Below are 22,156 nucleotides of genomic sequence, written 5' to 3' on the forward strand. Positions count from 1 at the left end.
ATCAAGATCAGGAGCCTCGTGCGCGCCAATGCCCCGGTTTGACCGCTACATGCTGTCCCAACTTATGGTGCTTTTCGGGTTTTTCAGCCTTGTTTTGGTGCTTGTGCTTTGGGTCAACCGCGCTGTGCGCTTGTTCGACCAACTCATCGGTGACGGGCAAACTGCGTTGGTGTTCCTTGAATTTTCCGCACTGACCCTACCCGTAGCAATCGCCGCAGTTCTGCCCATCGCGTGCTTTGCTGCGGCGGTCTATGTGACAAACCGAATGAGCCAAGAGAGCGAGTTGGTGGTGGTTCAAGCCACTGGCTACTCCGGCTTCAGGCTTGCGCGACCCGTTTTGGTGTTCGGGATGGTCGTGGCGGTTTTGATGTCACTGCTGTCGCATGTTTTGATGCCCATGAGCACCGCACGGCTCTTGGATCGGACCGCGGAAGTGTCGCAGAACATCACCGCCAAACTGCTTAGTACGGGACGATTCCAACACCCAGCAAAAGATGTGACGCTATTCATTAGTGACATCACAGAGCGTGGCGAACTGGTTGGTTTGTTTCTATCAGATGCGCGAAACCCGGAACGCAGCGTGACCTACACCGCCAAATCAGCGCTTTTAGTGCGGGGGGAAAGCGGTGCAAAATTGGTGATGTTCGATGGCCAAGCGCAAACTCGCCGCGCCTCAACCAATCAGATATCGATCACCACTTTTGCTGATTTCGCTTACGATATCGGCGGGCTGATTTCATCGGCTCCAACAGGTAAACGCAAAGTGGATGAGTTAAGCACAGCAGAGCTGCTCGCGGCGACACCTGCAGTGCAAGACGAAACAGGCGCATCGCGCGCCACGTTGATCACGGAAGCCCACCTGCGGTTTGCGCGCCCCCTTTTGGCCCCAGTCTCGGCGCTGATGGGATTTGCGTTCTTGATGGTGGGCAGCTTCAGCAGGTTTGGCATCTGGCCCCGCGTCGTATGGGCGACCATCGCATTGATCTTGACCAAACTCGGCGAGAACATTGTCACCGCAAAAGTACTGGAAGAGGCAAACCTCTGGCCACTGATGTATGTTCCAGCCTTCGGGGGCACCTTGGTTGCAATCGCCCTTTTGTGGCTATCGGCTCGCCCCAGCCTGCTGCGCCGCCGCACGCGGGAGATCACCACATGACGCTGCACCTATACTTTGCAATAAAATTCCTGCGCAGTTTTTTGGTGGTTGGCGCTATTTTCTTTGCAGTCCTGCTGTTGATTGATGTGCTCGAACAGGTTCGCCGTTTCAGCGATGCGGATGTGTCTTTTGCAGGCATCCTTGGGCTGGCCGCTTTAAACGTGCCATCGGGTCTCTACACCATTTTGCCGCTCATCACGATCATCGCCACACTGACGCTGTTTCTAGGCCTTGCGCGTACATCTGAGCTGGTGATCACACGGGCGGCGGGGCGAAGTGCGTTGCTGTCACTTCTTGCACCGATCGTCGTAGCCGCGGGGCTAGGTGCGCTCTCCGTGAGCGTCCTGAACCCACTGGTTGCTGCAACCTCCAAACAATACGAGGAGAACGCTGCGCGCTACACAGACGGCGCGGCCTCAGTTCTATCTGTTTCAGACGAAGGGCTCTGGCTACGTCAGGGCGATTTGCGCGGGCAAACCGTGATCCACGCACAGCAATCAAGTGCCGACGGCACGCGGTTGGTTAATGCGATGTTCTTGGCTTATTCCGAGGACGGCCTGCCCATTACGCGGGTCAATGCAGTTGAAGCGGTTTTGACCTACGGGGCTTGGCGGTTGCGGGATGCAAAGACTTGGCGCTTAAACGACCCTAACCCCGAACGCACCGCGATCACTGCAGAAATGTTAACCATTCCTACGGACCTCACGCGGGACCGAATTCAAGATAGTTTCGGCACCCCAAGTGCTGTTCCAATCTGGGCGCTGCCGCGCTTCATCGCAGATCTCGAAACCGCTGGCTTTTCGGCGCTATCCTACAGGATCTGGTATCATATGGAGTTGGCGCTTCCGCTATTTTTGATCGCAATGGTCCTTATTGGGGCCGTGTTCACCATGCGCCATGTGCGTTTTGGCAAGACCGGTCAGATGGTGCTCTATGCAATCATGATGGGTTTTGGTGCGTTCTTTTTGCGCAACTTGGCGCAGGTGCTTGGTGAAAACGGTCAAATCCCGATTATCCTTGCCGCATGGGCACCCCCAATTGCTGCGATCTGTTTGGCAATTGCGATGCTGCTTCATTTGGAGGACGGATGATGTTGCGTGTTTTGAGCCTATCCGCAGGCATTTTGCTCTCTACTCTGGGCCCTGCCGCAGCACAAAACGCAACATTAGTTGCCGACACCATCAGTTTTGACGGCGCAAATCGTCTGGTCGCATCGGGGGCCGTTGAAGTCCTTTTCGGCTCAACGCGCCTGAAGGCATCGCGGGTAGTTTACGATCAAGCCACTGACAAATTGCGCATTGAAGGACCGCTGACCTTGGTCGACGGCGACACAATCGTTGTGGCAGACGAGGCGCAAATCAGTCAGGATTTGCGTGACGGTGTACTGGAAAGCGCGCGGGTGGTTCTGGCCGAACAGCTGCAGCTTGCAGCGACCGAAGTGAACCGCGTAAGCGGCCGTTACACTCAGCTTTACAAAGTTGCAGTCACCAGCTGCCACGTTTGCGGAGCAGATGACCTGCCCCTTTGGCAATTGCGGGCCAAAGAAATTGTGCACGATCAAGGCGCGCGACAACTCTACTTCGACAGCGTTCAGTTGCGCGTGTTGGATATCCCCGTGTTCTATCTGCCCAAACTTCGCCTGCCTGATCCAACGCTTGAGCGGGCTGCTGGCTTTTTGGTGCCAAGCCTGCGCACGAACAGCCAGCTTGGAACCGGCCTGAAGCTGCCGTATTTTATACCGATCGGGGACGACAAAGACCTGACGCTGACCCCCTATTTTTCGTCATCCACCGCAACAATCGAGTTTCGTTACCGACAAGCCTTTGCCAGTGGTAATCTGAACGTGCGCGGTGCGCTGACCGACGATGATCTTGTACCCGGGCAACGCAGCTATCTTTTTGCGGACGGATCATTTGACTTAGGTCGGGATTACACGCTCAGTTTTGATATCGAACAAACATCCGACGACACATATTTGATCGACTACGGCTATAATGCAAAAGACCGCCTCGACAGCGCCATCAGCCTTGAGCGGGTGCGCGCTAAAGATGCGTTTGATGCAACATTGACGTACTTCAAATCACTTCGCTCAGGCGAGCAAACCTCAACCCTTCCGCCCCTTGTTGGCGATCTGCGCTATACAAAGCGCCTAAATGTTCGCGGTGGCACGCTTGATCTCAGCGGCGACATTCACGCACATCAAAGATTTTCGGGCACCGACGCTGCGGTTCACTCAGGTGCAACGCCGTTTAGTTTTGCCCCCGCTGGCCGCGACGTCACACGTCTCAGCGCTGCTGCCCTCTATCAAAAAGGCTGGTTCATGGCCGGCCTTGCGATTGATTTTGATGCACGCATTGGCGCGGATGTCTACACCTCAGGAGACGATCTTGGTGAGGCTGACACCCTAAGCCGCGCAACACCTGCAAGTTCAATCACCCTGCGGTATCCGCTTGCGAAAAATACGGACCAAGCGACGCATATCCTTGAGCCAATTCTACAACTTTCATGGGCAGACACTTTGGGTGACACGCCGCGCAACGAAGACAGCACACGCTCAGAATTCGACGAAGGTAATCTGCTGTCTTTTAGCCGTTTCAGCGGGCACGACGCAGTTGAAACGGGTTTACGCACAACGGTTGGCTTGAATTACGCGCGCACAGGAAAGGATGGCTGGCATTACGCACTTAGTGCTGGCAAAAGTTTCCGTGCGGATACAGATGATGATTTCGCTGCGACAACAGGGCTGGTAAACCGTAGCTCAGACTGGCTGCTGGCAGCACAAGTCAAATTCAACGATGCGCTGACACTGACCAACCGCGCTGTCGTGCAAGACGATCTGACATTTCAAGGCAATGATCTGCGCCTGTCGTATCAAACCACGGATTGGCGTTTGGCCAGCAGTTATTACTGGTCCCAAGCGGACACAGACCTACCGAACACAGATTTTGCAGAACTGACATTAGACGGCAGCTACCACTTTGACCGCTATTGGTCAGCCCAGGGTGATCTGCGCTATGACTTCAACGAAGGTACCGCAGCGCGCGCCGGTTTTGGCGTGAGTTACGAAAATGAATGCATTGTTGTCGGTGCCGCAGTCTCACGGCGCTTTACCTCATCAACAAATTTAGATCCCACAACCGATTTCGACCTGACCGTGTCACTTAAAGGGTTCAGCACGGGCCGCTCTCGTGGCACAATGGAAAAATCGCACCGGTGTAATTGAGGCCAGCAGCACAATGATCAAATCGTTTTCCCGTTTCGCCAAGAGCGCCTCACAGGTGGCTTTTGCTTTTGTTATCTGTTCCTCAGCCGCACTGGCGCAAAATCAATTTGCGCCGGCGATCAAAGTGAATGACCGCGTCATCACCGGCTACGAGTTGGATCAACGGGCACGTTTTTTGCAGGTACTCAATGCGCCGGGCAACCCTGCAGACTTGGCACGCGAGCAACTCATTGATGACCGGCTCAAGCAAGACGCGCTTGCATCAGCGGGGATAACTCCAAACCGCGAGCAAGTTCTGGAAGGGATGGCAGAATTTGCAGGTCGCGGTGGGCTCACACTTGAACAATTCATCACCGCTATTGCCCAAGACGGCGTAGACCAGCAATCATTTCGCAGTTTCGTCGAAGTGGGCATCGGTTGGCGCGAGTTTGTTCGGGCACGCTTTGCGCCCCGCGCCGCAGTCAGCGACACCGAGATCGAGCGCCGCATCGCCCTGTCTTCAGCCAACCAAGCAGGTGGCGTACGGGTTCTGCTGTCCGAGATCGTGTTGGCGAATTTACCAGAAGTCGCCGATGAAACCCGCGCGCGGGCGGAAGAAATCGCACAAGTTCAATCAATCGCACAATTTGCAGCGCTTGCACGACAGTATTCGTTGTCCAACAGCCGCGAAAACAGTGGCCGGCTGAATTGGCGCGCCTTGTCGGACTTTCCTCCAGCCATCGCACAGCGCTTTTTGTCCCTGCAGCGTGGTGCGGTCACACAGCCCATTTCATCCGGTGAAGCAGTTGTGCTGTTTCAACTGCGCGGCATTGAAGAAACAAGCGCACCAAGCCCCGCCCCCGCAGCAATCGACTATGCGGCCTATTACATCGCTGGCGGGCGCTCTGAAGCGGGGCTCAAACGCGCCGCAGAAATCCGTGCCAGCGTCGATACATGCGATGATCTATACGGCGTTGCCCAAGGCCAACCTGCGCGCGTCTTGGACCGCGGTGCGCTGGCACCTTCAGATATCCCCAACGACATCGCGCTTGAGCTAGCCAAACTGGACGACAACGAAGTTTCAACTGCGCTAACGCGCGCTGGTGGCGATACCTTGGTGTTTTTGATGCTGTGTGGTCGCACACCCCAACTTGGCGAGGACATAGACCGTGGTGCCATCCGCACCTCACTTTTGAACGAACGTGTTGAGCGGTTGGCCGAGGGCTTCTTGGCCGAACTACGCGCAGATGCGATCATCACCGACCAATAGGCAATGACCCAAACCACACAGCAAAAAGCCCCAATCGCGCTTAGTTGCGGTGAACCCGCTGGCATTGGCCCCGAGATTGCCGCCAAGGCATGGGACCGCTTGCGGGGCCGACAGCCGTTTTTCTACCTAGGTGACCCACGACACATACCGGTCGGCACTCCCATCCGCGAGATACATACCCCCCAAGACGCAGTGCACGTAAGTGCCGAAGCGCTACCTGTTCTGCCGATTACTTTTCCGGCCGAAAACATCGCTGGACAGCCAGACCGCAGAAATGCAGCCGGCGTTATCGAAGCCATCGCGCGTGGTGTGTCCTTGGTGCAATCGGGTGAAGCCAGCGCGTTATGCACAGGGCCCATCAACAAAAAAGCGCTTAAAGACGGCGCAGATTTTGCCTACCCGGGTCACACAGAATATCTCGCAGCATTGGCGGGCGTCGATCAGGTCGTCATGATGCTGGCGTGCGACGCACTGCGCGTTGTGCCTGTCACCATTCATATCCCCCTTGAGGACGTCCCGACCCAGCTGACCGCAGCGCGGTTAACGGACACGTTGTTGATCACCCACCGCGCGCTAAGGCGTGACCTTGGCATAGACGCCCCGCGGATTGCGGTCGCAGGCCTTAACCCCCACGCGGGCGAAGGTGGTGCCATGGGGCGCGAGGAAATCGACATGATCACCCCTGTGCTAGATGCCTTGCGCCGTGAGGGTATGAACATCACGGGGCCTTTGTCGGCCGACACGATGTTTCACGCAGCCGCACGCAAAAACTATGATGTGGCGGTGTGCATGTATCACGACCAAGCACTTATCCCGATCAAGACGCTTGATTTTTCGGGCGGCGTCAACGTCACCCTTGGGTTGCCTTTCATCAGAACCTCACCTGATCATGGCACCGCTTTTGACATTGCGGGCCAAGGAGTTGCAGATGCCGATAGTCTTATCGCCGCCCTGAACATGGCACGCAAAATGGCCGACGCAAAAACGGGCAATGCCGCGCCCGCTACAACAGAAAAATAGCTAATGGCCCAGATAGATACCCTTCCCCCGCTTGCAGATGTGATTGCGGAAAACCAACTGTCTGCCAAGAAATCCCTTGGGCAGAACTTTTTGTTGGATTTGAACCTGACAGCAAAAATCGCGCGGCAGGCAGGCTCACTGACAGATTGCGACGTTCTTGAAATCGGACCTGGTCCCGGCGGCTTGACCCGTGGGTTGCTTGCCGAAGGGGCGCGCCGCGTTTTGGCAATTGAAAAAGATCCCCGCTGTGGTCCCGTACTGGATCAAATCAGCGCCGCCTACCCCGACCGGCTGTCCTATGTCATCGGTGACGCGCTTGACGTGAACCCGCTTGAGCACCTGACGCCGCCCATCAGAATTGCGGCAAATCTTCCTTATAACGTGGGTACAGAGTTGTTGGTTCGGTGGTTAACCCCACCTGAATGGCCACCGTTCTGGAGCAGCCTCACGTTGATGTTCCAGCGCGAAGTCGCCATGCGTATCGTTGCGGAACCGGGCAGCAAAGCCTACGGACGACTGGCCGTTTTGGCCCAGTGGCGCGCAGATACGCGCATCGCGATGTCACTTCCACCAGAGGCGTTCACACCCGCACCAAAAGTGCATTCAGCAGTGGTGCATTTGACAGCCCTTCCCAAACCACGGTTTGAGGCGGATGCCAAAGTGTTATCACGGGTTGTGGCGGCAGGATTTAACCAACGCCGCAAAATGCTGCGCGCATCACTCAAAGGCGTGGCGCCCGATATCGAGGACCGCCTTATTGCAGCAGGTATCAAACCAACCGAGCGCGCTGAAACAGTTGGGCTGGAACAATTCTGTGCTCTTGCCCGCGCCGTAGCTGCTGGTTGAGTGGACGTGATGCTAAGCGCAGCTTGGCCGCATTCAGCGCAGTCTCTAAACGCTTAAAAGCTTATTCAGCTGCGGATGTATCGGGCGTTTGCTCAGCCGCAGGGGCCTCTGACGGAGCTGAAGCAGTCTCTGAAGCTGCCTCTGCAGACCCATTTTCATCTGTTTTCGCAACACGAGGCTTGCGCGGACGGCGGATACGCTTAGGGCGCTCAGCCGGTGCATCTTCAGAAGTTGGCGCATCTGTATCCGTATTTTGCTCAGCGGGTGCCTCACTGGCATCTTCCGATGCCTCAACGGGGCCGCCTTCACGTTCCTGACGCTCGGCGCGCTCTTGGCGTTCACGGTCGCGTTGCTCTTGACGCTCACGGTTCAGGCGCTCTTGCTCTTCGCGCTTTGCCTCAACTTCACGCTGCGCTTCGCCAAGGATACGCAAGTAGTGTTCGGCGTGCTGCTGAAACGCTTCGACGGCAACGCGGTCACCGGAAAGCTGTGCATCGCGAGCAAGTTGCGTGTATTTATCAATGATTTGCTGAGGCGTGCCGCGCACTTTGCCTTCGGGACCAGAGCTGTCAAAAACACGGTTAATGACGTTGCCACCGGACGGGCGATTAGTGTTGCGGCTTTTGTTCCGCGAGCGGTTTTTAGATGATCTCATAAGGTATCGATGGCCCGTTTAGTGGCGCCTCACATCGGCGCAGTCCATTTTTATACGTGATACATGCGTAAAGAAGCGCGTCGCGGCTTCCAATACTCGCAGTGTCAGCTTAACAGCGATGATTGAACTGGTTCCAATCCCGTCGCTGGGTAGACAAAAGCACTTGGCGCAGGCAGTCGCAAGCCAAAAGACACAAATTTTATGTATTTAATGCCTTAAATCACCTGTGCTGGTGACTTTTGACCACACACAACACGGTCTTTGCCGTTAATATCCTTAAACAAGCCGACATTTGCCCATAACGCCTGTTCAAACAGCGCAACCACATCTGGCCCCTGCCCTGCGCCAATTTCGACAATGATACGCCCATCTGCTGTCAAAAATTGCGCCGCATCAGCCGCCAGAACGCGATAAACCTTCAGCCCATCGGCGCCAGGTGTCAGCGCCATATGCGGCTCCCACTCGCGCACATCACGGGCAAGTCCTGCCATTGCATCTTCGGCAATATAAGGCGGATTTGAAACGATCAGATCATACGGGCCGCTCGCCCCACCCAACCAGTCCGAGCGGTAAAATGCGGCACGGTCCGCCACACCGCAGGCGATGGCATTTTGCTCTGCAACAGCCAAAGCGGCCGCTGAAAGATCGGCCCCCTCGCCCGTCGCCGCCGGATTTTCAGCAAGCAAAGTGACAAGAATGCTCCCCGACCCTGTGCCAAGATCAAGAACTTTTGAATAAGGCGCAGATAACGCCCGCTCAATAAGCGTTTCAGTATCAGGGCGCGGGTCGAGCACATCTTTGGTCACAATAAACTCGCGGCCATAAAATGCACGTCGACCGATGATTTGTGCCACAGGTTGATGGCCCAATCGCGCATCGACGTAGGCTTCAAAAGTGACCGCCGCCTGCGCGGAAATTGTATCATGGCTGTGAAGTGTAAGGCGCGATGCAGCGATGCCCAGTGCGTGGGCCATTAGGCGGCGCGCATCAGGTGCAGGCTCAGCAACACCCGCTTCACGCAACCGCACAATTGCTGCCATCAAAGCAGATTGCACCGTTGCGGGCGTGCTCATCCGTTCATCTCGGCCAGAAGATTTGCCTGTGCTTCAGCAGTCAGCGCGTCAATGGTCTCGGTCAGATCGCCGCCCATAATTGCGTCCAACTTGTAAAGCGTCAGATTGATCCGGTGATCTGTCATACGACCTTGCGGGAAATTATAAGTACGAATGCGCTCGGACCGGTCACCACTGCCAACTTGGCTTTTGCGGTCAGCGGAGCGTGCATCATCGACCCGCTGGCGCTCCATATCATAGAGGCGTGTTTTCAAAACCTGCATCGCGATTTCGCGGTTACGGTGCTGCGATTTTTCCGAACTCACCACGATGATGCCCGTGGGAATGTGCAAAATCCGCACGGCAGAGTCGGTTGTGTTAACGTGCTGTCCGCCTGAGCCACTGGCCCGCATCGTATCAATGCGCAGATCGCCTGCATCAATTTGTACGTCTACATCCTCGGCCTCGGGCAATACGGCCACCGTTGCCGCAGAGGTATGAATACGCCCGCCGCTTTCAGTTGTCGGAACACGTTGCACGCGGTGCACGCCGCTTTCGTACTTCAATTTTGCAAAAACACCCGTGCCCTGCACGTGTGCAGTCACTTCCTTAATGCCGCCCAGTTCAGTTTCCTGATGCTCGATGATTTCGAATTTCCAGCCCTGTGCCTCGCTGTAGCGTTGATACATGCGCAACAAATCACCTGCGAAAAGTGCAGCCTCGTCGCCACCTGTTCCCGGACGGATTTCGATCATTGCTGGCCGCGCATCGGCCGCATCTTTAGGCAAGAGCGCAAGTTGTAAGTCACGCTCCGCATCTGGGACAGCCGCCCGCAGGTCCGGCAATTCCATCTCTGCAAGCTCACGCATTTCTGGGTCAGACATCATCTCTTCTGCGTCACTTAAGTTCTGCAAAAGCTGTTGGTAGGCGTTGATCTGTGCCACAACGGGACCAAGATCAGAGTATTCTTTGGACAAAGTCGCAATATCTGCGCCCGCCTCAGACATGGCGGCTTCAAGGTATTCGTGGCGTTGCAAAATTTGCGCGAGGGTATCAGCTGGGATCATGCGCCCTATGTGCCCAATGCCAGAACGGCGCGCAAGCTTTTAGAGGCCCGCGCGTTCCAAGACCGCCGTGATCCGCGCTTTATTCACGCCCAGATCAGATTTGCCGTAAATCAAATGCCCTGCGATATGCACTGTGTCGCCCTCAATCCAAACACGCGTCACATCCGGAAACGCCCAAAGCGCGCTTCGGGTCACAAATGTCGCCGGTGCATCCGCAACTTTGCGCGTGCGCGGGAGGGCCGACAGTGCAGACGTAATCTCAGCCAATGCGGCCTCGGCATTCGTGACTTTGCGCACGGCATAATGCCCCCCCGCGACGGGATATTCCCCCACCGTCAATGACGCAGGAACCGGCGCGCGGGCCACAGATACAGGCGCCAAACGAATGTAGGCGGCAGCAACCACGATGCTTGCCACAATGCCAATCACAATACTGGAGATCACTTTCGCTTTTCCTTTTCGCTTCATATCAGCCTCTCTTTGCCGAATGCGGGCCCTGCTAAGTCTGTTGATCAAACGTTGCGCCCCGAATGCATTGGAACTCTGGGCGCTGAATGCATATGTTGCCCCAAACAGGCGCTTGAGGAGGTGCATAATGCAAAATCATGAGCTGATCCACACGCCAAACGGCGGCATCAAACGCTTATTGCACATCATGGAATGTTTGCGCGATCCAGATACGGGCTGCCCGTGGGATATAGAGCAAACTTTTGACAGCATCGCCCCCTATACCATTGAGGAGGCTTATGAAGTTGCCGACGCCATCGCGCGCAATGACGTTGCTGATCTGAAGTCAGAGCTAGGCGATTTGCTGCTACAAACCGTCTATCACACGCAAATAGGCACGGAGGCTGGCCACTTTACGTTTGACGATGTGGCAGACGCGATTGCGCAAAAAATGCTGGACCGTCACCCCCATGTATTTGGCGATCAAAGCCGCGATAAATCAGCAGAGCAGCAAAAGAAAGACTGGGAAACCATCAAGGCCGCCGAGCGCGAAAAGCGTGGCGAAGCCGGTGTTCTGGACGGGGTCGCTTTGGGTCTGCCGGCCCTGCTACGCGCCCAAAAGCTGCAAAAACGCGCCGCGCGTGTAGGGTTTGACTGGCCAGAAACAACACAAGTGCTGGATAAACTGAAAGAAGAAGCGGCTGAACTGGTGGACGCCACAGCAAATAAAGATGCCGATGCAGTTGAAGATGAAATGGGCGATTTGCTGTTCGTAATGGCAAATCTGGCCCGCCATCTTGGCGTTGACCCAGAGGCGGCTCTTCGGCGCACCAACACCAAATTCACCACAAGATTTGCGTGGATCGAGGCAGAGCTGGCCAAAGCCGGCAAAAGCCCTGAGGACAGCACGTTGGACGAAATGGACAGCCTGTGGAACGCAGCCAAAGTGGCGCTGCGCGCACAAACGGCAAAAGGTGCTTAAATATGACCCGTAAAATCATCATCGATACGGACCCCGGCCAAGACGACGCAATCGCGATTTTACTGGCGCTGGCAAGCCCCGAAATTAACGTGCTGGGGATAACAGCCGTGGCTGGCAACGTCCCACTGCTCCTGACAGAACGAAATACGCGGGTGGTGTGTGAACTGGCTGGACGCGCTGACGTACCCGTTTATGCAGGGTGTGAAGCGCCACTATCGCGCCCGCTCATTACAGCCGAACATGTGCATGGCGGCACGGGGCTGGACGGCCCTGTGATGACAGAGCCGGCCATGACGCTTCGCCCTGAGCATGGCGTGGACTTTATCATTGAGACCTTGCGCGCCGAGCCTAGCAAAACCGTGACGCTCTGCCCGCTTGGGCCGCTGACCAACATCGCGAAAGCCATGCAGCAAGCACCAGATATCACGAAACGCATCCAAGAAATCGTGCTTATGGGCGGTGCCTATTTTGAAGTGGGTAACATCACGCCAGCGGCAGAGTTCAACATCTTCGTAGACCCTGAGGCCGCGGACATCGTGCTGCGTTCTGGCGTGCCGATTACGATGATGCCGCTGGATGTCACCCATAAAGCGCTTGCCACAAAACCGCGCATCGAGGCCTTTCGCGCCTTAGGCACAACCCTTGGCACAACAGTCGCCGAGTGGCTCGATTTTTTTGAACGCTTCGACACCCAAAAATACGGTACAGAAGGTGCGCCGCTGCATGACCCCTGCGTGATTGCCTATCTCATTGCGCCTCAGCTTTTTGAGGGCCGCCATGTGAACGTGACTGTTGAAACCGGCTCTGAGTTGACCCTTGGTATGACAGTTGTTGATTTTTGGCGGATTACCGAACGCGCAGCCAATGCAACCTTCATGCAAAACCTTGACGCTGATGGCTTCTTCGCGCTTTTGACCGAGCGATTGGCCACCCTGCCCCACACCCCATCAAAGGCCCCATCGTGAGCACATCTTTACATCTTGCGGGGCCTGAGGCTCTGCCCAAACTCATCACCATGGTGTCGGCGCTTCATCAAAGTGAAGGTATCACCACGGATGAAGCACAGATCGGCCAAACCATCGCACCGCTTCTTGATGGAAGTCCATTTGGCTGCGTGTATTTGATCGGGCCAAAAGTTGCACCCGTGGGTTATGTCATCGTGACTTTCACATGGTCAGTTGAATTTGGCGGCCTCATTGCCATGATCGATGAGTTTTTCATCCGCGAAAACATACGCGGACGTGGGATGGGCAGTGATGTGTTAGTCAGCCTGCCGCGTGCACTTGCCGATGCCGGAGTGACCGCCATTCATCTAGAGGTTGGCAAAACAAACATCCGTGCACGTGGCCTTTATGAGCGTTTGGGCTTTGCCGCACGCGACGGCTATCAAACAATGGTGCGCACCCTATGAAACCCGAAACTAACATCCCCTTCGACAACAGTTTTGCGCGCCTACCTGAGGCGCTCTATGCGCGGCAGACGCCTGAAAAAGCACCAGCGCCTGAGCTGTTGGCCTTCAATGAAACTCTCGCAAATGACCTTAACATTAAAGTTGAACCGTCTGATATTGCAGAGATTTTCAGTGGTAATGAAATTCCAGATGGCGCGGACCCGATTGCTCAGGCTTATGCAGGGCACCAGTTTGGTAATTGGGCCGGACGCTTGGGCGACGGCCGCGCAATCCTACTTGGCGAAGTCATTGACCGCGAAGGCCAGCGCCAAGATATCCAGTTAAAAGGCGCAGGCCGCACAATGTTTTCGCGCGGCGGCGACGGACGTGCATGGCTGGGGCCTGTGCTGCGCGAATATGTTGTCAGCGAGGCAATGCACGCTTTGGGTATCCCGACCACCCGTGCGCTCGCAGCGGTTGCAACCGGTGCGTCTGTTTTGCGCGAACAAGGGCCGTTGCCGGGCGCGGTGCTGAGCCGTGTTGCCAAAAGTCACATCCGAGTCGGCACATTTCAATATTTTGCAAGCACGGGTGATAATACGAACCTTCGGGTGCTGTTTGAACACACCGTCGCGCGTCATTACCCGCACGTCGGCACGCCGCTTGAATTGCTGCGCGCGGTCCTGAAGGCACAATCAGAACTGGTCGCAAAATGGATGGGCGTCGGCTTTATCCACGGGGTGATGAACACAGACAATTGCCACATCGCCGGACAAACAATTGATTACGGTCCGTGTGCATTTATGGATGATTTCCGCGGTATGCAGGTCTTTTCCAGCATCGATCAAACCGGCCGCTACGCCTATTCAAACCAACCCAATATGGCCGCATGGAATTGTGCGCAACTTGCCACCGCGTTGCTGAACCTCGAACCCAACCGCGATACCGCAATTGAGGCCTTCCAAGACGAGATCGGCACTTTTGGCGAAATATTTATGGCTGATTACCTAAAAGTGTTCGGCGCCAAACTTGGCCTGTCCACGCCCATGGCCGAGGATGCCGATCTGATTGAAACGGTCCTAAGCGCAATGCAATCAGAGGGCGCCGATTTCACAAACACCTTCCGCGCACTGACCGATGACAGTTTTGATGCGCGCCCTGAATGGCACAGCGCTTGGGCCGACCGTGTCGCGCGCGAACCTAACGCGCATGAGGTGATGGCGGCGGCGAACCCGGTCATTATTCCGCGCAACCATCAAATAGAGAACATGATCGCCTCTGCGGTAAGCAGTGACTTGAGCCCCATGAAATACCTCAATACCGCGCTGCAAATGCCTTTTGACCCGCAAAGCGACGACGCATTGCGCCGCCCCCCTGAGCCTTATGAAAAGGTCGCCGCAACATTTTGCGGCACCTAAACGCGACCTTAGATTGAGCGCACCACAATGATCATCAACAGCGAATAAAGCATGATGCCCCCGCCGATAAGGAACAGCGGCCAGTTTCTGAAAACAGATGCTTTCGCCAACTCTTTGGCTTGGCCCATCAGGTCCGGCCACGTGTAGCTGACGAAATCGCCTTGGGTGAAAACAGCCTTGATGCGCCCGTTCTCATCCACCACTGGCAAGCGGCGGAACCGCTCGTTCGACATAATTCGTAGCCAATCCACCAGATCATCAGTTTCTTTGGCCAAGCGCGGCTCACGGGTCATAATTTCTGACAGTTTCGTCTTGGACGGGTCCAACGCGCCGTTCACCAGCTTTTTCATGATGTCACGTTCGGTCACGACACCAATGACTTTGCGGTCATCGTCAATGACCATCACTGAGCCATAGTTCATCTCGGACATGGCCGCGACGGCAGGTTTCACCAATTCATCCGGCCCGAATGTTAGCGGTTTGGGTTTGCTCGCATATTCCGCCCGATCCATGATGCGCATACGGCGGTTGGAGGTGTTTGTCGTGTTACTTGCGGCCATGGTGCAATTCCCCTTGGTATTAAAAATTAACGTACCCTTAAGAGACTAGGGCGTTTTGACGCATGTCCAGTAACAGAGCTGATTTGAGCGACCGCTTGAACAGCATCTTAACGGCGCAAAAATGCGTTGCCCCCTTTTGCCTCAGACAAACAACAGCTAAGCATTGACCCGCACGAATAAAAGGACGACATGGCGATGGGCACCACCGTTTTGGAGCGCTGCGAGGCAAAAGGCCTACGCATGACCGACCAACGCCGCACCATCGCTGGCGTTTTGCAAGAGGCGAACGATCATCCAGACGTCGAAGAACTTTTCAACCGCGCTGTGACGGAAGACCCGAAGATTTCGCTGGCAACCGTTTACCGGACAGTGAAACTTTTTGAGGAAGCGGGGATTCTCGACAAACACGACTTTGGCGATGGCCGCGCCCGATATGAAACCGCGGACCGTAGTCACCACGACCATCTCATCGATATGAATTCTGGCGAAGTGATCGAGTTCATGGACCCCGATATTGAAGCTTTGCAGGAAAAGATCGCGGCAAAACTTGGATACGAGCTGCGCGGCCACCGCTTGGAGCTATACGGGGTTCCCAAAAAGGGCTAGGCTTTCAATCCTGAGGCCCGCGCACAACGCCACGCCTCAACCACACCACAACAAAACGGATGCGAGCATGTCCTTTTCCAGCCCCAAGGCCAGCGGCGCACCCGTCCGCCTGAACGATAACCTGCGCGGCGCCCTTTTGATGGTGGGCGCGATGTTTGGTTTCGCCCTTGAGGACGCACTGATCAAAACGCTGGCTGGGACCCTGCCTGTGGGGCAACTGCTTGTTATCTTCGGCTTTTTGGGCGGCGCAATGTTTGCTGTGATGACTTGGGCACAAGGTCAGCGCCTTTGGACCCAAGCGCTGCTGCATCCGGCCGTTATCATCCGCAATGTCGGCGAGTTGATCGGCACGGTTGGCTTTGTCACCGCGATCATCCTCACGCCGCTATCGACCGCATCTGCCATTCTGCAGGCCACCCCGCTTGTGGTCACGCTTGGGGCCGCGCTCTTTTTGCAAGAACAAGTGGGCTGGCGTCGGTGGGCGGCTATTTTTGTGGGCTTTTGCGGTGTGCTTTTGATCATTCGCCCTGGCGCAGAAAGCTTTGATGCTAAATCACTCTTTGCCGTGCAGGGCGTCATCGGCCTTGCCACCCGCGATATCGCTACCCGCCGCGTGCCAAAATCAATCACGTCACTCCAACTTAGCACCTATGCGTTTTTTATGCTCATCCCTGCAGGTGCGCTTATGTTGATCTTCAGCGATGGAATGATCCAGCCTGACGCTGTCCAGTGGGCAGTCTTGCTTGGCTCGACCGTGATTGGCGTTGCCGCCTATTATATGATCGTCGCCGCCATGCGTGTGGGCGATGTGGGCTATGTCACGCCATTTCGGTATACACGGCTAATCTTTGCATTGGTGATCGCTACAACGTTCTTTGGTGAGCGCCCTGACCTTCTGACCCTTATTGGTGCCGCAATTATTGTTACATCCGGCATTTACACTCTTCTACGTGAAGCGCGTTTGAAACGGACTTCCAAACCATAGTGGTGCTTGGTATAGGCACGCTAAACCCAGACATACTGAAAGGCGCCTTATTATGAGTGCAATTATCGACATCCACGCCCGCGAAATCATCGACAGCCGCGGCAACCCGACAGTGGAAGTGGACGTGATCTTGGAAGATGGCACGATGGGCCGCGCTGCAGTGCCTTCTGGTGCATCAACGGGTGTCCATGAAGCAGTTGAAAAGCGTGACGGTGATAAAGCTCGCTTCAAGGGAAAAGGCGTATTGCAGGCAGTTGCGGCCGTAAACGGCGAGATCGCCGAAGAACTGCTTGGGTTTGATGCGACAGAGCAAGTTGAAATCGACGCAGCGATGATCGAACTTGACGGAACACCCAACAAATCACGCCTTGGTGCCAACGCCATCTTGGGTGTGTCATTGGCAGTTGCCAAAGCCGCCGCAGACTACACGGGCCAGCCGCTGTATCGCTATGTGGGCGGGACATCAGCGCGCGTTTTACCTGTCCCAATGATGAACATCATCAACGGTGGTGAGCACGCAGACAACCCGATCGACATTCAAGAATTCATGATCATGCCCGTGTCTGCCACAAACATTCGCGACGCTGTGCGCATGGGCTCAGAAGTATTTCACACACTGAAGGGTGAGTTGTCTGCCGCGGGCCTTTCAACTGGTATCGGCGATGAAGGCGGCTTTGCCCCCAACATCAGCTCTACCCGTGATGCGCTTGATTTCATTCTGAAATCTATCGAAAAAGCTGGCTACAAAGCAGGCGATGACATCATGCTGGCGCTCGATTGTGCGGCAACTGAGTACTACAAAGACGGCAAATACGTGTTGGCTGGCGAAGGCAAAACACTGACGTCCGCAGAGAATGCCGCTTATCTTGCGTCATTGGTTGATGACTACCCGATTTTCTCGATCGAAGATGGTATGTCAGAGGATGATTGGGAAGGCTGGATTGCGCTCAACGAACTTCTTGGCGGTCGATGCCAACTTGTTGGGGATGATCTTTTCGTGACAAATCCTGCGCGCCTTGAAATGGGGATTGAGCGTAAGGCTGCCAACTCGATGCTTGTGAAAGTGAACCAGATCGGCACGCTGACAGAGACCCTCAAAGCAGTCGACATGGCGCACCGTGCGGGCATGACTAACGTGATGTCGCACCGTTCGGGCGAGACCGAAGATGCAACGATTGCCGATTTGGCAGTTGCCACCAACTGTGGTCAGATCAAAACCGGTAGCCTTGCACGGTCTGACCGGTTGGCCAAATACAACCAACTGATCCGCATCGAGGAACAGCTTGGTGAGGCCGCCGAATTTGCTGGCCGCTCAATCCTGAAATCTTGAAGGACCTGAGAAACCGTTCTGGTTTGGATATTTAAGAACAAAAGAAGTTAGGGCGCCCTTGATCTAGGGGCGCCTTTTTCATGACAGGAGACAGCCATGACAGCCGATCAAATTATCGACCACCTAAAGCTTCAGCCACATCCCGAGGGCGGATATTACCGCCAGACTTGGGCCGCTGAAAACACGGCTGCGTCTGGTGATCGACCTGAGGGCACATGCATCTACTTTCTGCTCAAAGAAGGCCAACGCAGCCACTGGCATAAAGTCGACGCGACCGAGATTTGGTTCTATCACGCGGGTGCGCCACTTGTGCTGAGCATTGCAGAGGCAGACGAAGGGCCAGCTAAAGATCACATTCTGGGCGGTGATGTTCTGGCAGGGCAGCACGGGCATTTCACAGTGCCCAAAGATGCTTGGCAAGCCGCACGCACCACAGGCGATTACACATTAGTCAGCTGCACTGTCATGCCGGGCTTCACCTTTGACGGCTTCACCCTTGCCACGCCGGAATTTGATATTCCACGCTAAGTGGCTGCGGATGACGGCCTACTGACAATCCCCCCGCCGACAGCGGCGGCCACACCTGTGGTGCCTGTACATGACGTGGGCATTCCGCGCGCGACACGTACCGCCAGATAGGCAAATGCCTGCGCCTCTAGCATATCGCCGTCAATGCCGATGTGATCCACGTCCACCACTTCTGCATCAAGGGATTGCGCCAGCAGTTCCATCACATAGGTGTTTCTCCGCCCGCCACCGCACACGTACACATGGCTCACCGGTTCAGGGAAAAACTGAACTCCACGCGTGACCGCCGCCGCAGCGCACACCGTCAGCGTCGCAACAGCATCTTGTGGGCGAAGCTGTTCAATGTCTGAAAGTTCGCCGCGAAAGCTGTCGCGATCAAGTGACTTCGGCGGCAGTTGGCTGAAATAAGGGTGGGTCATAAACGCATGCACCAGTTCATCATCAACTGTACCCGAACGTGCTGTTTCACCGTTTTCATCAAATGTCTTACCAAAGTGGCGCTGCATGACGTCGTTTATCGGCGCATTCGCCGGACCGGTATCAAATGCCAAAAGTGCACCGCTGTCCTCAGGCTTTGCGCGTAGCGGATCAACCCATGTGACATTTCCCACACCGCCAAGGTTCAGGAATGCCACTGGCCCCTGCGCGCCGATGTGTTTGGCCAGTGCAAAATGATAAAAAGGGGCGAGCGGCGCGCCCTGCCCGCCTAATTCTACATCTGCCGAGCGGAAGTCCCAGACGACCGGCGCGTTCAACACATCTGCCAACACCTGCCCATCGCCAATTTGAAATGTCCGGCGGTTAGCAGGATCGTGACTTAGGGTCTGACCATGAAACCCGAATAACTCCGCATCGCCATAATCGCTTAACGCTTGGGCATGAACAGTTTCGACCAGTTCAGCCACATCCGCCAGATCATCCTCTGGCCAGCACCCCAATCTAGAACGCAACACATCTTGCTCCGCTGCGGTATAGGCCCGAAAGCCGCTCTCGCCAAAGCCGGCTATTCGCACCCCATCCGTGAGCACCATGGCCGTGTCCACACCGTCCAAAGACGTGCCCGACATTGCACCAACCGATCTTATCATACCTGTTTTCAAACTGTGTGCCCCTCAGCCCCTTTACCGCCGTGGCGTTCCCCCCTTATACGGTTTGAAAATACGTGAAGGAAGCGCCATGACATACCACCCAAAATCGGAGTTCATCGCCATTATGATGGAGCGCGGCTATCTGGCCGATTGCACCGATTATCAAGGGCTGGACGAGGCGCTGAGCAACGGGATTGTTCCAGCCTATATCGGCTATGATGCGACTGCTTCGTCGCTTCACGTGGGGCATTTGCTCAATGTGATGATGCTGCGCTGGCTGCAAAAAACGGGTCACAAACCGATCACCCTTATGGGTGGCGGCACGACCAAAGTGGGAGATCCGTCATTCCGTTCAGACGAACGTCCACTTTTGGGACCTGAACAGATCGATGCAAATATTGCGGGCATGCAAAAAGTATTCGCCCAATATCTTGATTACGGTGATGGCGACACAGACGCGCTGATGCTGAACAACGCGGAATGGCTTGATACCCTAAACTACTTGGAATTTTTGCGTGACATCGGCCGCCACTTTTCAGTGAACCGGATGTTGTCCTTTGAGTCAGTCAAATCCCGTCTTGACCGCGAGCAAAGCCTGTCGTTCCTCGAATTCAATTACATGATCTTGCAGGCCTATGACTTCATGGAACTGAACCGCCGCTATGGCTGTACGCTTCAAATGGGTGGCTCAGATCAATGGGGCAATATTGTCAACGGAATCGATTTAACACGCCGCGTGATCGACAATGAAGTTTACGGCCTGACCTCGCCACTGCTGACCACTTCGGACGGCAAAAAGATGGGCAAAAGCCAAGATGGTGCCGTGTGGCTAAACGCAGATATGCTCAGCCCCTACCTTTTCTGGCAGTTCTGGCGCAACACAACAGACGCCGATACTGGACGGTTCCTCAAGCTCTATACCGAACTGCCCGTAGCTGAATGCGAGCGCCTTGGCGCTTTGCAAGGGTCGGAAATCAACGAGGCAAAAGTAATTCTTGCCAATGAAGTCACAACCCTTCTTCACGGTGCAGAAGCTGCCGCGGCGGCAGAGGCAACTGCGCGTGAGGTCTTTGAAAAGGGTGGCGTCGGGGATGATCTTCCCACCCTTACAATCAGTACATCGGACGTGGCAGAAGGCATCAGTATCGTCCAACTGATCGTAAAATCTGGACTTGCAAAATCTGGCAAAGACGCAAAACGCCTTATCTCAGAAGGCGGCGCAAAGATTGACGATGCACCGCTTGAAGATGCAGGCATGATGATCGATGCAGCAGCGCTTTCAAACACCATTAAACTAAGTGCGGGCAAAAAACGCCACGCGCTGATTAAGCTTGGCTAAGCCTACTTCTTTTGTTTGCAAATATCCCCGCCGGAGACCCTAGATCAAAATCTAAGCAGCCTCTAAGCTACTGGGGGATTGTGAATACCTGCCCAGGATAGATGAGGTCCGGATCGTCAATTGCAGCACGATTGGCCTCAAACACCTTCAGGTAGAAAACACCATTGCCATACCGCTCTTCGGCGATGGCCCAAAGGGTGGCACCGGGCTGTACTGTCTTACTTGTAAAGCTCGCTTGATTTTGCGCTACTTCGGCCAAAACTTCTGGTGTTTCACGCTTAAATGGTAGCTCTACGCGGCTTGTGACGTCTCCACCTGCGCTGACCTCGTCGATGCGCAAAGTGTAAGTTCCCGGATCCACATTGGGCAGATCACTACCCCATGCACCATCCGCAACAGGCGCGTCGCTTACAATAGCACCGTCTATGTAAATCCGCACATTTCCATCGTTGGGCGCACGACCCGCAAGTTGCACTTCGCCAGTGCTGTCATAGCCAATACTATCTACAAGCACTGTTGAGGGCGCAGGTGCGTTCTGTGTGCTTGGGCCTTGAATAACTTTCACTGTGTCTTCTTGTGCGGCGATCACCACTGGGGCCTCGCTGACTTGCTCATCTGTACTCTCGCCATCACTTTGGGGCGCGACAACTACGCCTGCAATGATGAACCGGTTTGGGTCTTCGGTCTGCGCACCATCGGGGTCGCTCATCACACTCAGAACGCGGTCATCCTCAGACGGTGGAATATCCGCAAAAATCGCAAAGTTGCCAAAAGCGTCGATTGAACCGCGCGTGACTTCCGCACCGTCCAGCATAACGGCCAACGTACTCCCCGCCTGCCCCGTGCCTGCGATTAACGCCATACCTTCGGGATCAACTCTGAACCCAACCCGCAGCGGCGTGGCTGCAGGGGCAACTTCCGGTGAGGCAGGCTCAATCACGACAATTTCCGGCGCTTCAATAGCTGGTGCGGGTGTCACAACCATCTCAGCTGGTGCATCTGCGATTTCAGCGCTCACAGCTGTTTCCGGCTGCTCCACAGCAGTCTGTGGCTGCGCTGCAATCTTGCTAAGCGGTTCGTTCAGACCACCAGGATAGAACGCGTATAGCACCCCAACAGTCACAATGCTCACACCAGCAATCGCAACTTTCTCTAAAGTGTTTAATGCAGTTCCAGCCATGACAGCCCTCTTCGTTGTCCTGTAGCACCCAACGC

The 22,156-nt window shown here is 55.3% G+C and carries 22 protein-coding genes; 15 read left to right on the forward strand and 7 right to left on the reverse strand.

Annotated elements, in window-relative coordinates; all coding sequences use genetic code 11:
* Nucleotides 1–28 precede the first annotated feature (28 nt).
* The 6 genes from lptF to rsmA are packed head-to-tail and all read left to right on the forward strand — an operon-like array spanning nt 29 to nt 7,494.
* Nucleotides 29–1,156, forward strand: a complete 1,128-nt coding sequence (lptF, locus tag NeNHUV3_RS02720; protein ID WP_391482332.1) for an LPS export ABC transporter permease LptF — start codon at nt 29–31, stop codon at nt 1,154–1,156.
* Nucleotides 1,153–2,247, forward strand: coding sequence for an LPS export ABC transporter permease LptG (gene lptG / locus NeNHUV3_RS02725; RefSeq protein WP_391482333.1), 1,095 nt, complete (start codon nt 1,153–1,155; stop codon nt 2,245–2,247). The genes lptF and lptG overlap by 4 nt, the downstream gene beginning before the upstream one ends.
* Entirely contained in the window at nt 2,244–4,379 is a 2,136-nt protein-coding gene (locus NeNHUV3_RS02730) for an LPS-assembly protein LptD (RefSeq protein ID WP_391482335.1), read from the forward strand. Before lptG ends, NeNHUV3_RS02730 begins: the two co-directional genes overlap by 4 nt.
* Nucleotides 4,345–5,628, forward strand: a complete 1,284-nt coding sequence (locus tag NeNHUV3_RS02735; protein ID WP_391482336.1) for a peptidylprolyl isomerase — start codon at nt 4,345–4,347, stop codon at nt 5,626–5,628. The genes NeNHUV3_RS02730 and NeNHUV3_RS02735 overlap by 35 nt, the downstream gene beginning before the upstream one ends.
* A gap of 3 nt (nt 5,629–5,631) precedes the next feature.
* Nucleotides 5,632–6,648, forward strand: a complete 1,017-nt coding sequence (pdxA, locus tag NeNHUV3_RS02740; protein WP_391482337.1) for a 4-hydroxythreonine-4-phosphate dehydrogenase PdxA — start codon at nt 5,632–5,634, stop codon at nt 6,646–6,648.
* A gap of 3 nt (nt 6,649–6,651) precedes the next feature.
* Nucleotides 6,652–7,494, forward strand: coding sequence for a 16S rRNA (adenine(1518)-N(6)/adenine(1519)-N(6))-dimethyltransferase RsmA (gene rsmA, locus NeNHUV3_RS02745; RefSeq protein ID WP_048598103.1), 843 nt, complete (start codon nt 6,652–6,654; stop codon nt 7,492–7,494).
* A gap of 61 nt (nt 7,495–7,555) precedes the next feature.
* Here the strand turns inward: rsmA and NeNHUV3_RS02750 are convergent, their stop codons facing one another.
* From NeNHUV3_RS02750 to NeNHUV3_RS02765, 4 genes are all read right to left on the reverse strand, one after another.
* Nucleotides 7,556–8,149 (reverse strand): DUF4167 domain-containing protein, encoded by a 594-nt coding sequence (locus NeNHUV3_RS02750; protein ID WP_391482339.1) that lies wholly within the window; start codon nt 8,147–8,149, stop codon nt 7,556–7,558.
* Between the two features lie 215 nt (nt 8,150–8,364).
* Nucleotides 8,365–9,222, reverse strand: coding sequence for a peptide chain release factor N(5)-glutamine methyltransferase (prmC, locus tag NeNHUV3_RS02755; protein ID WP_391482341.1), 858 nt, complete (start codon nt 9,220–9,222; stop codon nt 8,365–8,367).
* Nucleotides 9,219–10,268, reverse strand: coding sequence for a peptide chain release factor 1 (prfA, locus tag NeNHUV3_RS02760; RefSeq protein ID WP_391482343.1), 1,050 nt, complete (start codon nt 10,266–10,268; stop codon nt 9,219–9,221). Before prfA ends, prmC begins: the two co-directional genes overlap by 4 nt.
* Nucleotides 10,269–10,307: 39 nt before the next feature.
* Nucleotides 10,308–10,736 (reverse strand): DUF1499 domain-containing protein, encoded by a 429-nt coding sequence (locus tag NeNHUV3_RS02765; RefSeq protein WP_391482344.1) that lies wholly within the window; start codon nt 10,734–10,736, stop codon nt 10,308–10,310.
* Between the two features lie 127 nt (nt 10,737–10,863).
* Here NeNHUV3_RS02765 and mazG point away from each other — a divergent pair, with 127 nt between their 5' ends.
* From mazG to NeNHUV3_RS02785, 4 genes are read left to right on the forward strand one after another with little or no spacing between them, the layout of a single operon-like run.
* A complete protein-coding gene (gene mazG, locus NeNHUV3_RS02770) occupies nt 10,864–11,697 on the forward strand; it encodes a nucleoside triphosphate pyrophosphohydrolase (RefSeq protein WP_391482346.1) in 834 nt (277 codons plus the stop codon).
* Nucleotides 11,698–11,699: 2 nt separating this feature from the next.
* Nucleotides 11,700–12,662 carry a nucleoside hydrolase gene (locus NeNHUV3_RS02775; protein WP_391482347.1) on the forward strand — a complete coding sequence of 321 codons (963 nt, stop codon included), beginning with the start codon at nt 11,700–11,702 and terminating at the stop codon, nt 12,660–12,662.
* Nucleotides 12,659–13,108, forward strand: a complete 450-nt coding sequence (locus NeNHUV3_RS02780; protein ID WP_391482348.1) for a GNAT family N-acetyltransferase — start codon at nt 12,659–12,661, stop codon at nt 13,106–13,108. Before NeNHUV3_RS02775 ends, NeNHUV3_RS02780 begins: the two co-directional genes overlap by 4 nt.
* A complete protein-coding gene (locus NeNHUV3_RS02785) occupies nt 13,105–14,505 on the forward strand; it encodes a YdiU family protein (protein ID WP_391482350.1) in 1,401 nt (466 codons plus the stop codon). The genes NeNHUV3_RS02780 and NeNHUV3_RS02785 overlap by 4 nt, the downstream gene beginning before the upstream one ends.
* A gap of 8 nt (nt 14,506–14,513) precedes the next feature.
* On the opposite strand, the gene NeNHUV3_RS02790 is transcribed toward NeNHUV3_RS02785, so the two are convergent.
* On the reverse strand, nt 14,514–15,065 hold the full coding sequence (locus tag NeNHUV3_RS02790) for a CBS domain-containing protein (RefSeq protein ID WP_391482352.1): 552 nt from the start codon (nt 15,063–15,065) through the stop codon (nt 14,514–14,516).
* 195 nt (nt 15,066–15,260) lie between these two features.
* Here NeNHUV3_RS02790 and NeNHUV3_RS02795 point away from each other — a divergent pair, with 195 nt between their 5' ends.
* The 4 genes from NeNHUV3_RS02795 to NeNHUV3_RS02810 all read left to right on the forward strand — a co-directional run bounded on the left by NeNHUV3_RS02795 (nt 15,261) and on the right by NeNHUV3_RS02810 (nt 18,514).
* Nucleotides 15,261–15,671, forward strand: coding sequence for a Fur family transcriptional regulator (locus tag NeNHUV3_RS02795; RefSeq protein ID WP_391482353.1), 411 nt, complete (start codon nt 15,261–15,263; stop codon nt 15,669–15,671).
* A gap of 67 nt (nt 15,672–15,738) precedes the next feature.
* A complete protein-coding gene (locus tag NeNHUV3_RS02800) occupies nt 15,739–16,656 on the forward strand; it encodes a DMT family transporter (RefSeq protein WP_391482355.1) in 918 nt (305 codons plus the stop codon).
* A 52-nt stretch (nt 16,657–16,708) separates the two neighbouring features.
* Nucleotides 16,709–17,986, forward strand: a complete 1,278-nt coding sequence (gene eno / locus NeNHUV3_RS02805) for a phosphopyruvate hydratase (RefSeq protein ID WP_391482356.1) — start codon at nt 16,709–16,711, stop codon at nt 17,984–17,986.
* A 96-nt stretch (nt 17,987–18,082) separates the two neighbouring features.
* The gene (locus NeNHUV3_RS02810) at nt 18,083–18,514 is read left to right on the forward strand and encodes a cupin domain-containing protein (protein WP_391482358.1); all 432 of its coding nucleotides are present in this window, start codon (nt 18,083–18,085) and stop codon (nt 18,512–18,514) included.
* Here the strand turns inward: NeNHUV3_RS02810 and NeNHUV3_RS02815 are convergent.
* A complete protein-coding gene (locus NeNHUV3_RS02815) occupies nt 18,511–19,581 on the reverse strand; it encodes an anhydro-N-acetylmuramic acid kinase (RefSeq protein ID WP_391482360.1) in 1,071 nt (356 codons plus the stop codon). The two genes, NeNHUV3_RS02810 and NeNHUV3_RS02815, sit on opposite strands and share 4 nt — an antisense overlap.
* A gap of 109 nt (nt 19,582–19,690) precedes the next feature.
* On the opposite strand from NeNHUV3_RS02815, the gene tyrS reads away from it, so the two are divergent.
* Nucleotides 19,691–20,941 carry a tyrosine--tRNA ligase gene (gene tyrS, locus NeNHUV3_RS02820; RefSeq protein ID WP_391482362.1) on the forward strand — a complete coding sequence of 417 codons (1,251 nt, stop codon included), beginning with the start codon at nt 19,691–19,693 and terminating at the stop codon, nt 20,939–20,941.
* A 67-nt stretch (nt 20,942–21,008) separates the two neighbouring features.
* Here tyrS and NeNHUV3_RS02825 read toward each other — a convergent pair whose 3' ends face one another.
* Nucleotides 21,009–22,121: a LysM peptidoglycan-binding domain-containing protein gene (locus NeNHUV3_RS02825; RefSeq protein WP_391482364.1), complete on the reverse strand. Its 1,113-nt coding sequence runs from the start codon at nt 22,119–22,121 to the stop codon at nt 21,009–21,011.
* Between the last annotated feature and the right edge of the window lie 35 nt (nt 22,122–22,156).

It is taken from the genome of Nereida sp. NH-UV-3 (assembly GCF_042939535.1).
Taxonomy (GTDB): Bacteria; Pseudomonadota; Alphaproteobacteria; order Rhodobacterales; family Rhodobacteraceae; genus Nereida; species Nereida ignava.

Coding starts and splice junctions, on each gene's coding strand:
- NeNHUV3_RS02730 (WP_391482335.1), top strand. CDS start 2,244: ATGATGTTGCGTGTTTTGAGCCTATCCGCAGGCATTTTGCTCTCTACT.
- prfA (WP_391482343.1), bottom strand. CDS start 10,268: ATGATCCCAGCTGATACCCTCGCGCAAATTTTGCAACGCCACGAATAC.
- mazG (WP_391482346.1), top strand. CDS start 10,864: ATGCAAAATCATGAGCTGATCCACACGCCAAACGGCGGCATCAAACGC.
- pdxA (WP_391482337.1), top strand. CDS start 5,632: ATGACCCAAACCACACAGCAAAAAGCCCCAATCGCGCTTAGTTGCGGT.
- NeNHUV3_RS02785 (WP_391482350.1), top strand. CDS start 13,105: ATGAAACCCGAAACTAACATCCCCTTCGACAACAGTTTTGCGCGCCTA.
- lptF (WP_391482332.1), top strand. CDS start 29: ATGCCCCGGTTTGACCGCTACATGCTGTCCCAACTTATGGTGCTTTTC.
- NeNHUV3_RS02775 (WP_391482347.1), top strand. CDS start 11,700: ATGACCCGTAAAATCATCATCGATACGGACCCCGGCCAAGACGACGCA.
- lptG (WP_391482333.1), top strand. CDS start 1,153: ATGACGCTGCACCTATACTTTGCAATAAAATTCCTGCGCAGTTTTTTG.
- NeNHUV3_RS02765 (WP_391482344.1), bottom strand. CDS start 10,736: ATGAAGCGAAAAGGAAAAGCGAAAGTGATCTCCAGTATTGTGATTGGC.
- NeNHUV3_RS02795 (WP_391482353.1), top strand. CDS start 15,261: ATGGGCACCACCGTTTTGGAGCGCTGCGAGGCAAAAGGCCTACGCATG.
- rsmA (WP_048598103.1), top strand. CDS start 6,652: ATGGCCCAGATAGATACCCTTCCCCCGCTTGCAGATGTGATTGCGGAA.
- NeNHUV3_RS02750 (WP_391482339.1), bottom strand. CDS start 8,149: ATGAGATCATCTAAAAACCGCTCGCGGAACAAAAGCCGCAACACTAAT.
- NeNHUV3_RS02790 (WP_391482352.1), bottom strand. CDS start 15,065: ATGGCCGCAAGTAACACGACAAACACCTCCAACCGCCGTATGCGCATC.
- NeNHUV3_RS02825 (WP_391482364.1), bottom strand. CDS start 22,121: ATGGCTGGAACTGCATTAAACACTTTAGAGAAAGTTGCGATTGCTGGT.
- prmC (WP_391482341.1), bottom strand. CDS start 9,222: ATGAGCACGCCCGCAACGGTGCAATCTGCTTTGATGGCAGCAATTGTG.
- NeNHUV3_RS02800 (WP_391482355.1), top strand. CDS start 15,739: ATGTCCTTTTCCAGCCCCAAGGCCAGCGGCGCACCCGTCCGCCTGAAC.
- NeNHUV3_RS02815 (WP_391482360.1), bottom strand. CDS start 19,581: ATGTCGGGCACGTCTTTGGACGGTGTGGACACGGCCATGGTGCTCACG.
- NeNHUV3_RS02810 (WP_391482358.1), top strand. CDS start 18,083: ATGACAGCCGATCAAATTATCGACCACCTAAAGCTTCAGCCACATCCC.
- tyrS (WP_391482362.1), top strand. CDS start 19,691: ATGACATACCACCCAAAATCGGAGTTCATCGCCATTATGATGGAGCGC.
- eno (WP_391482356.1), top strand. CDS start 16,709: ATGAGTGCAATTATCGACATCCACGCCCGCGAAATCATCGACAGCCGC.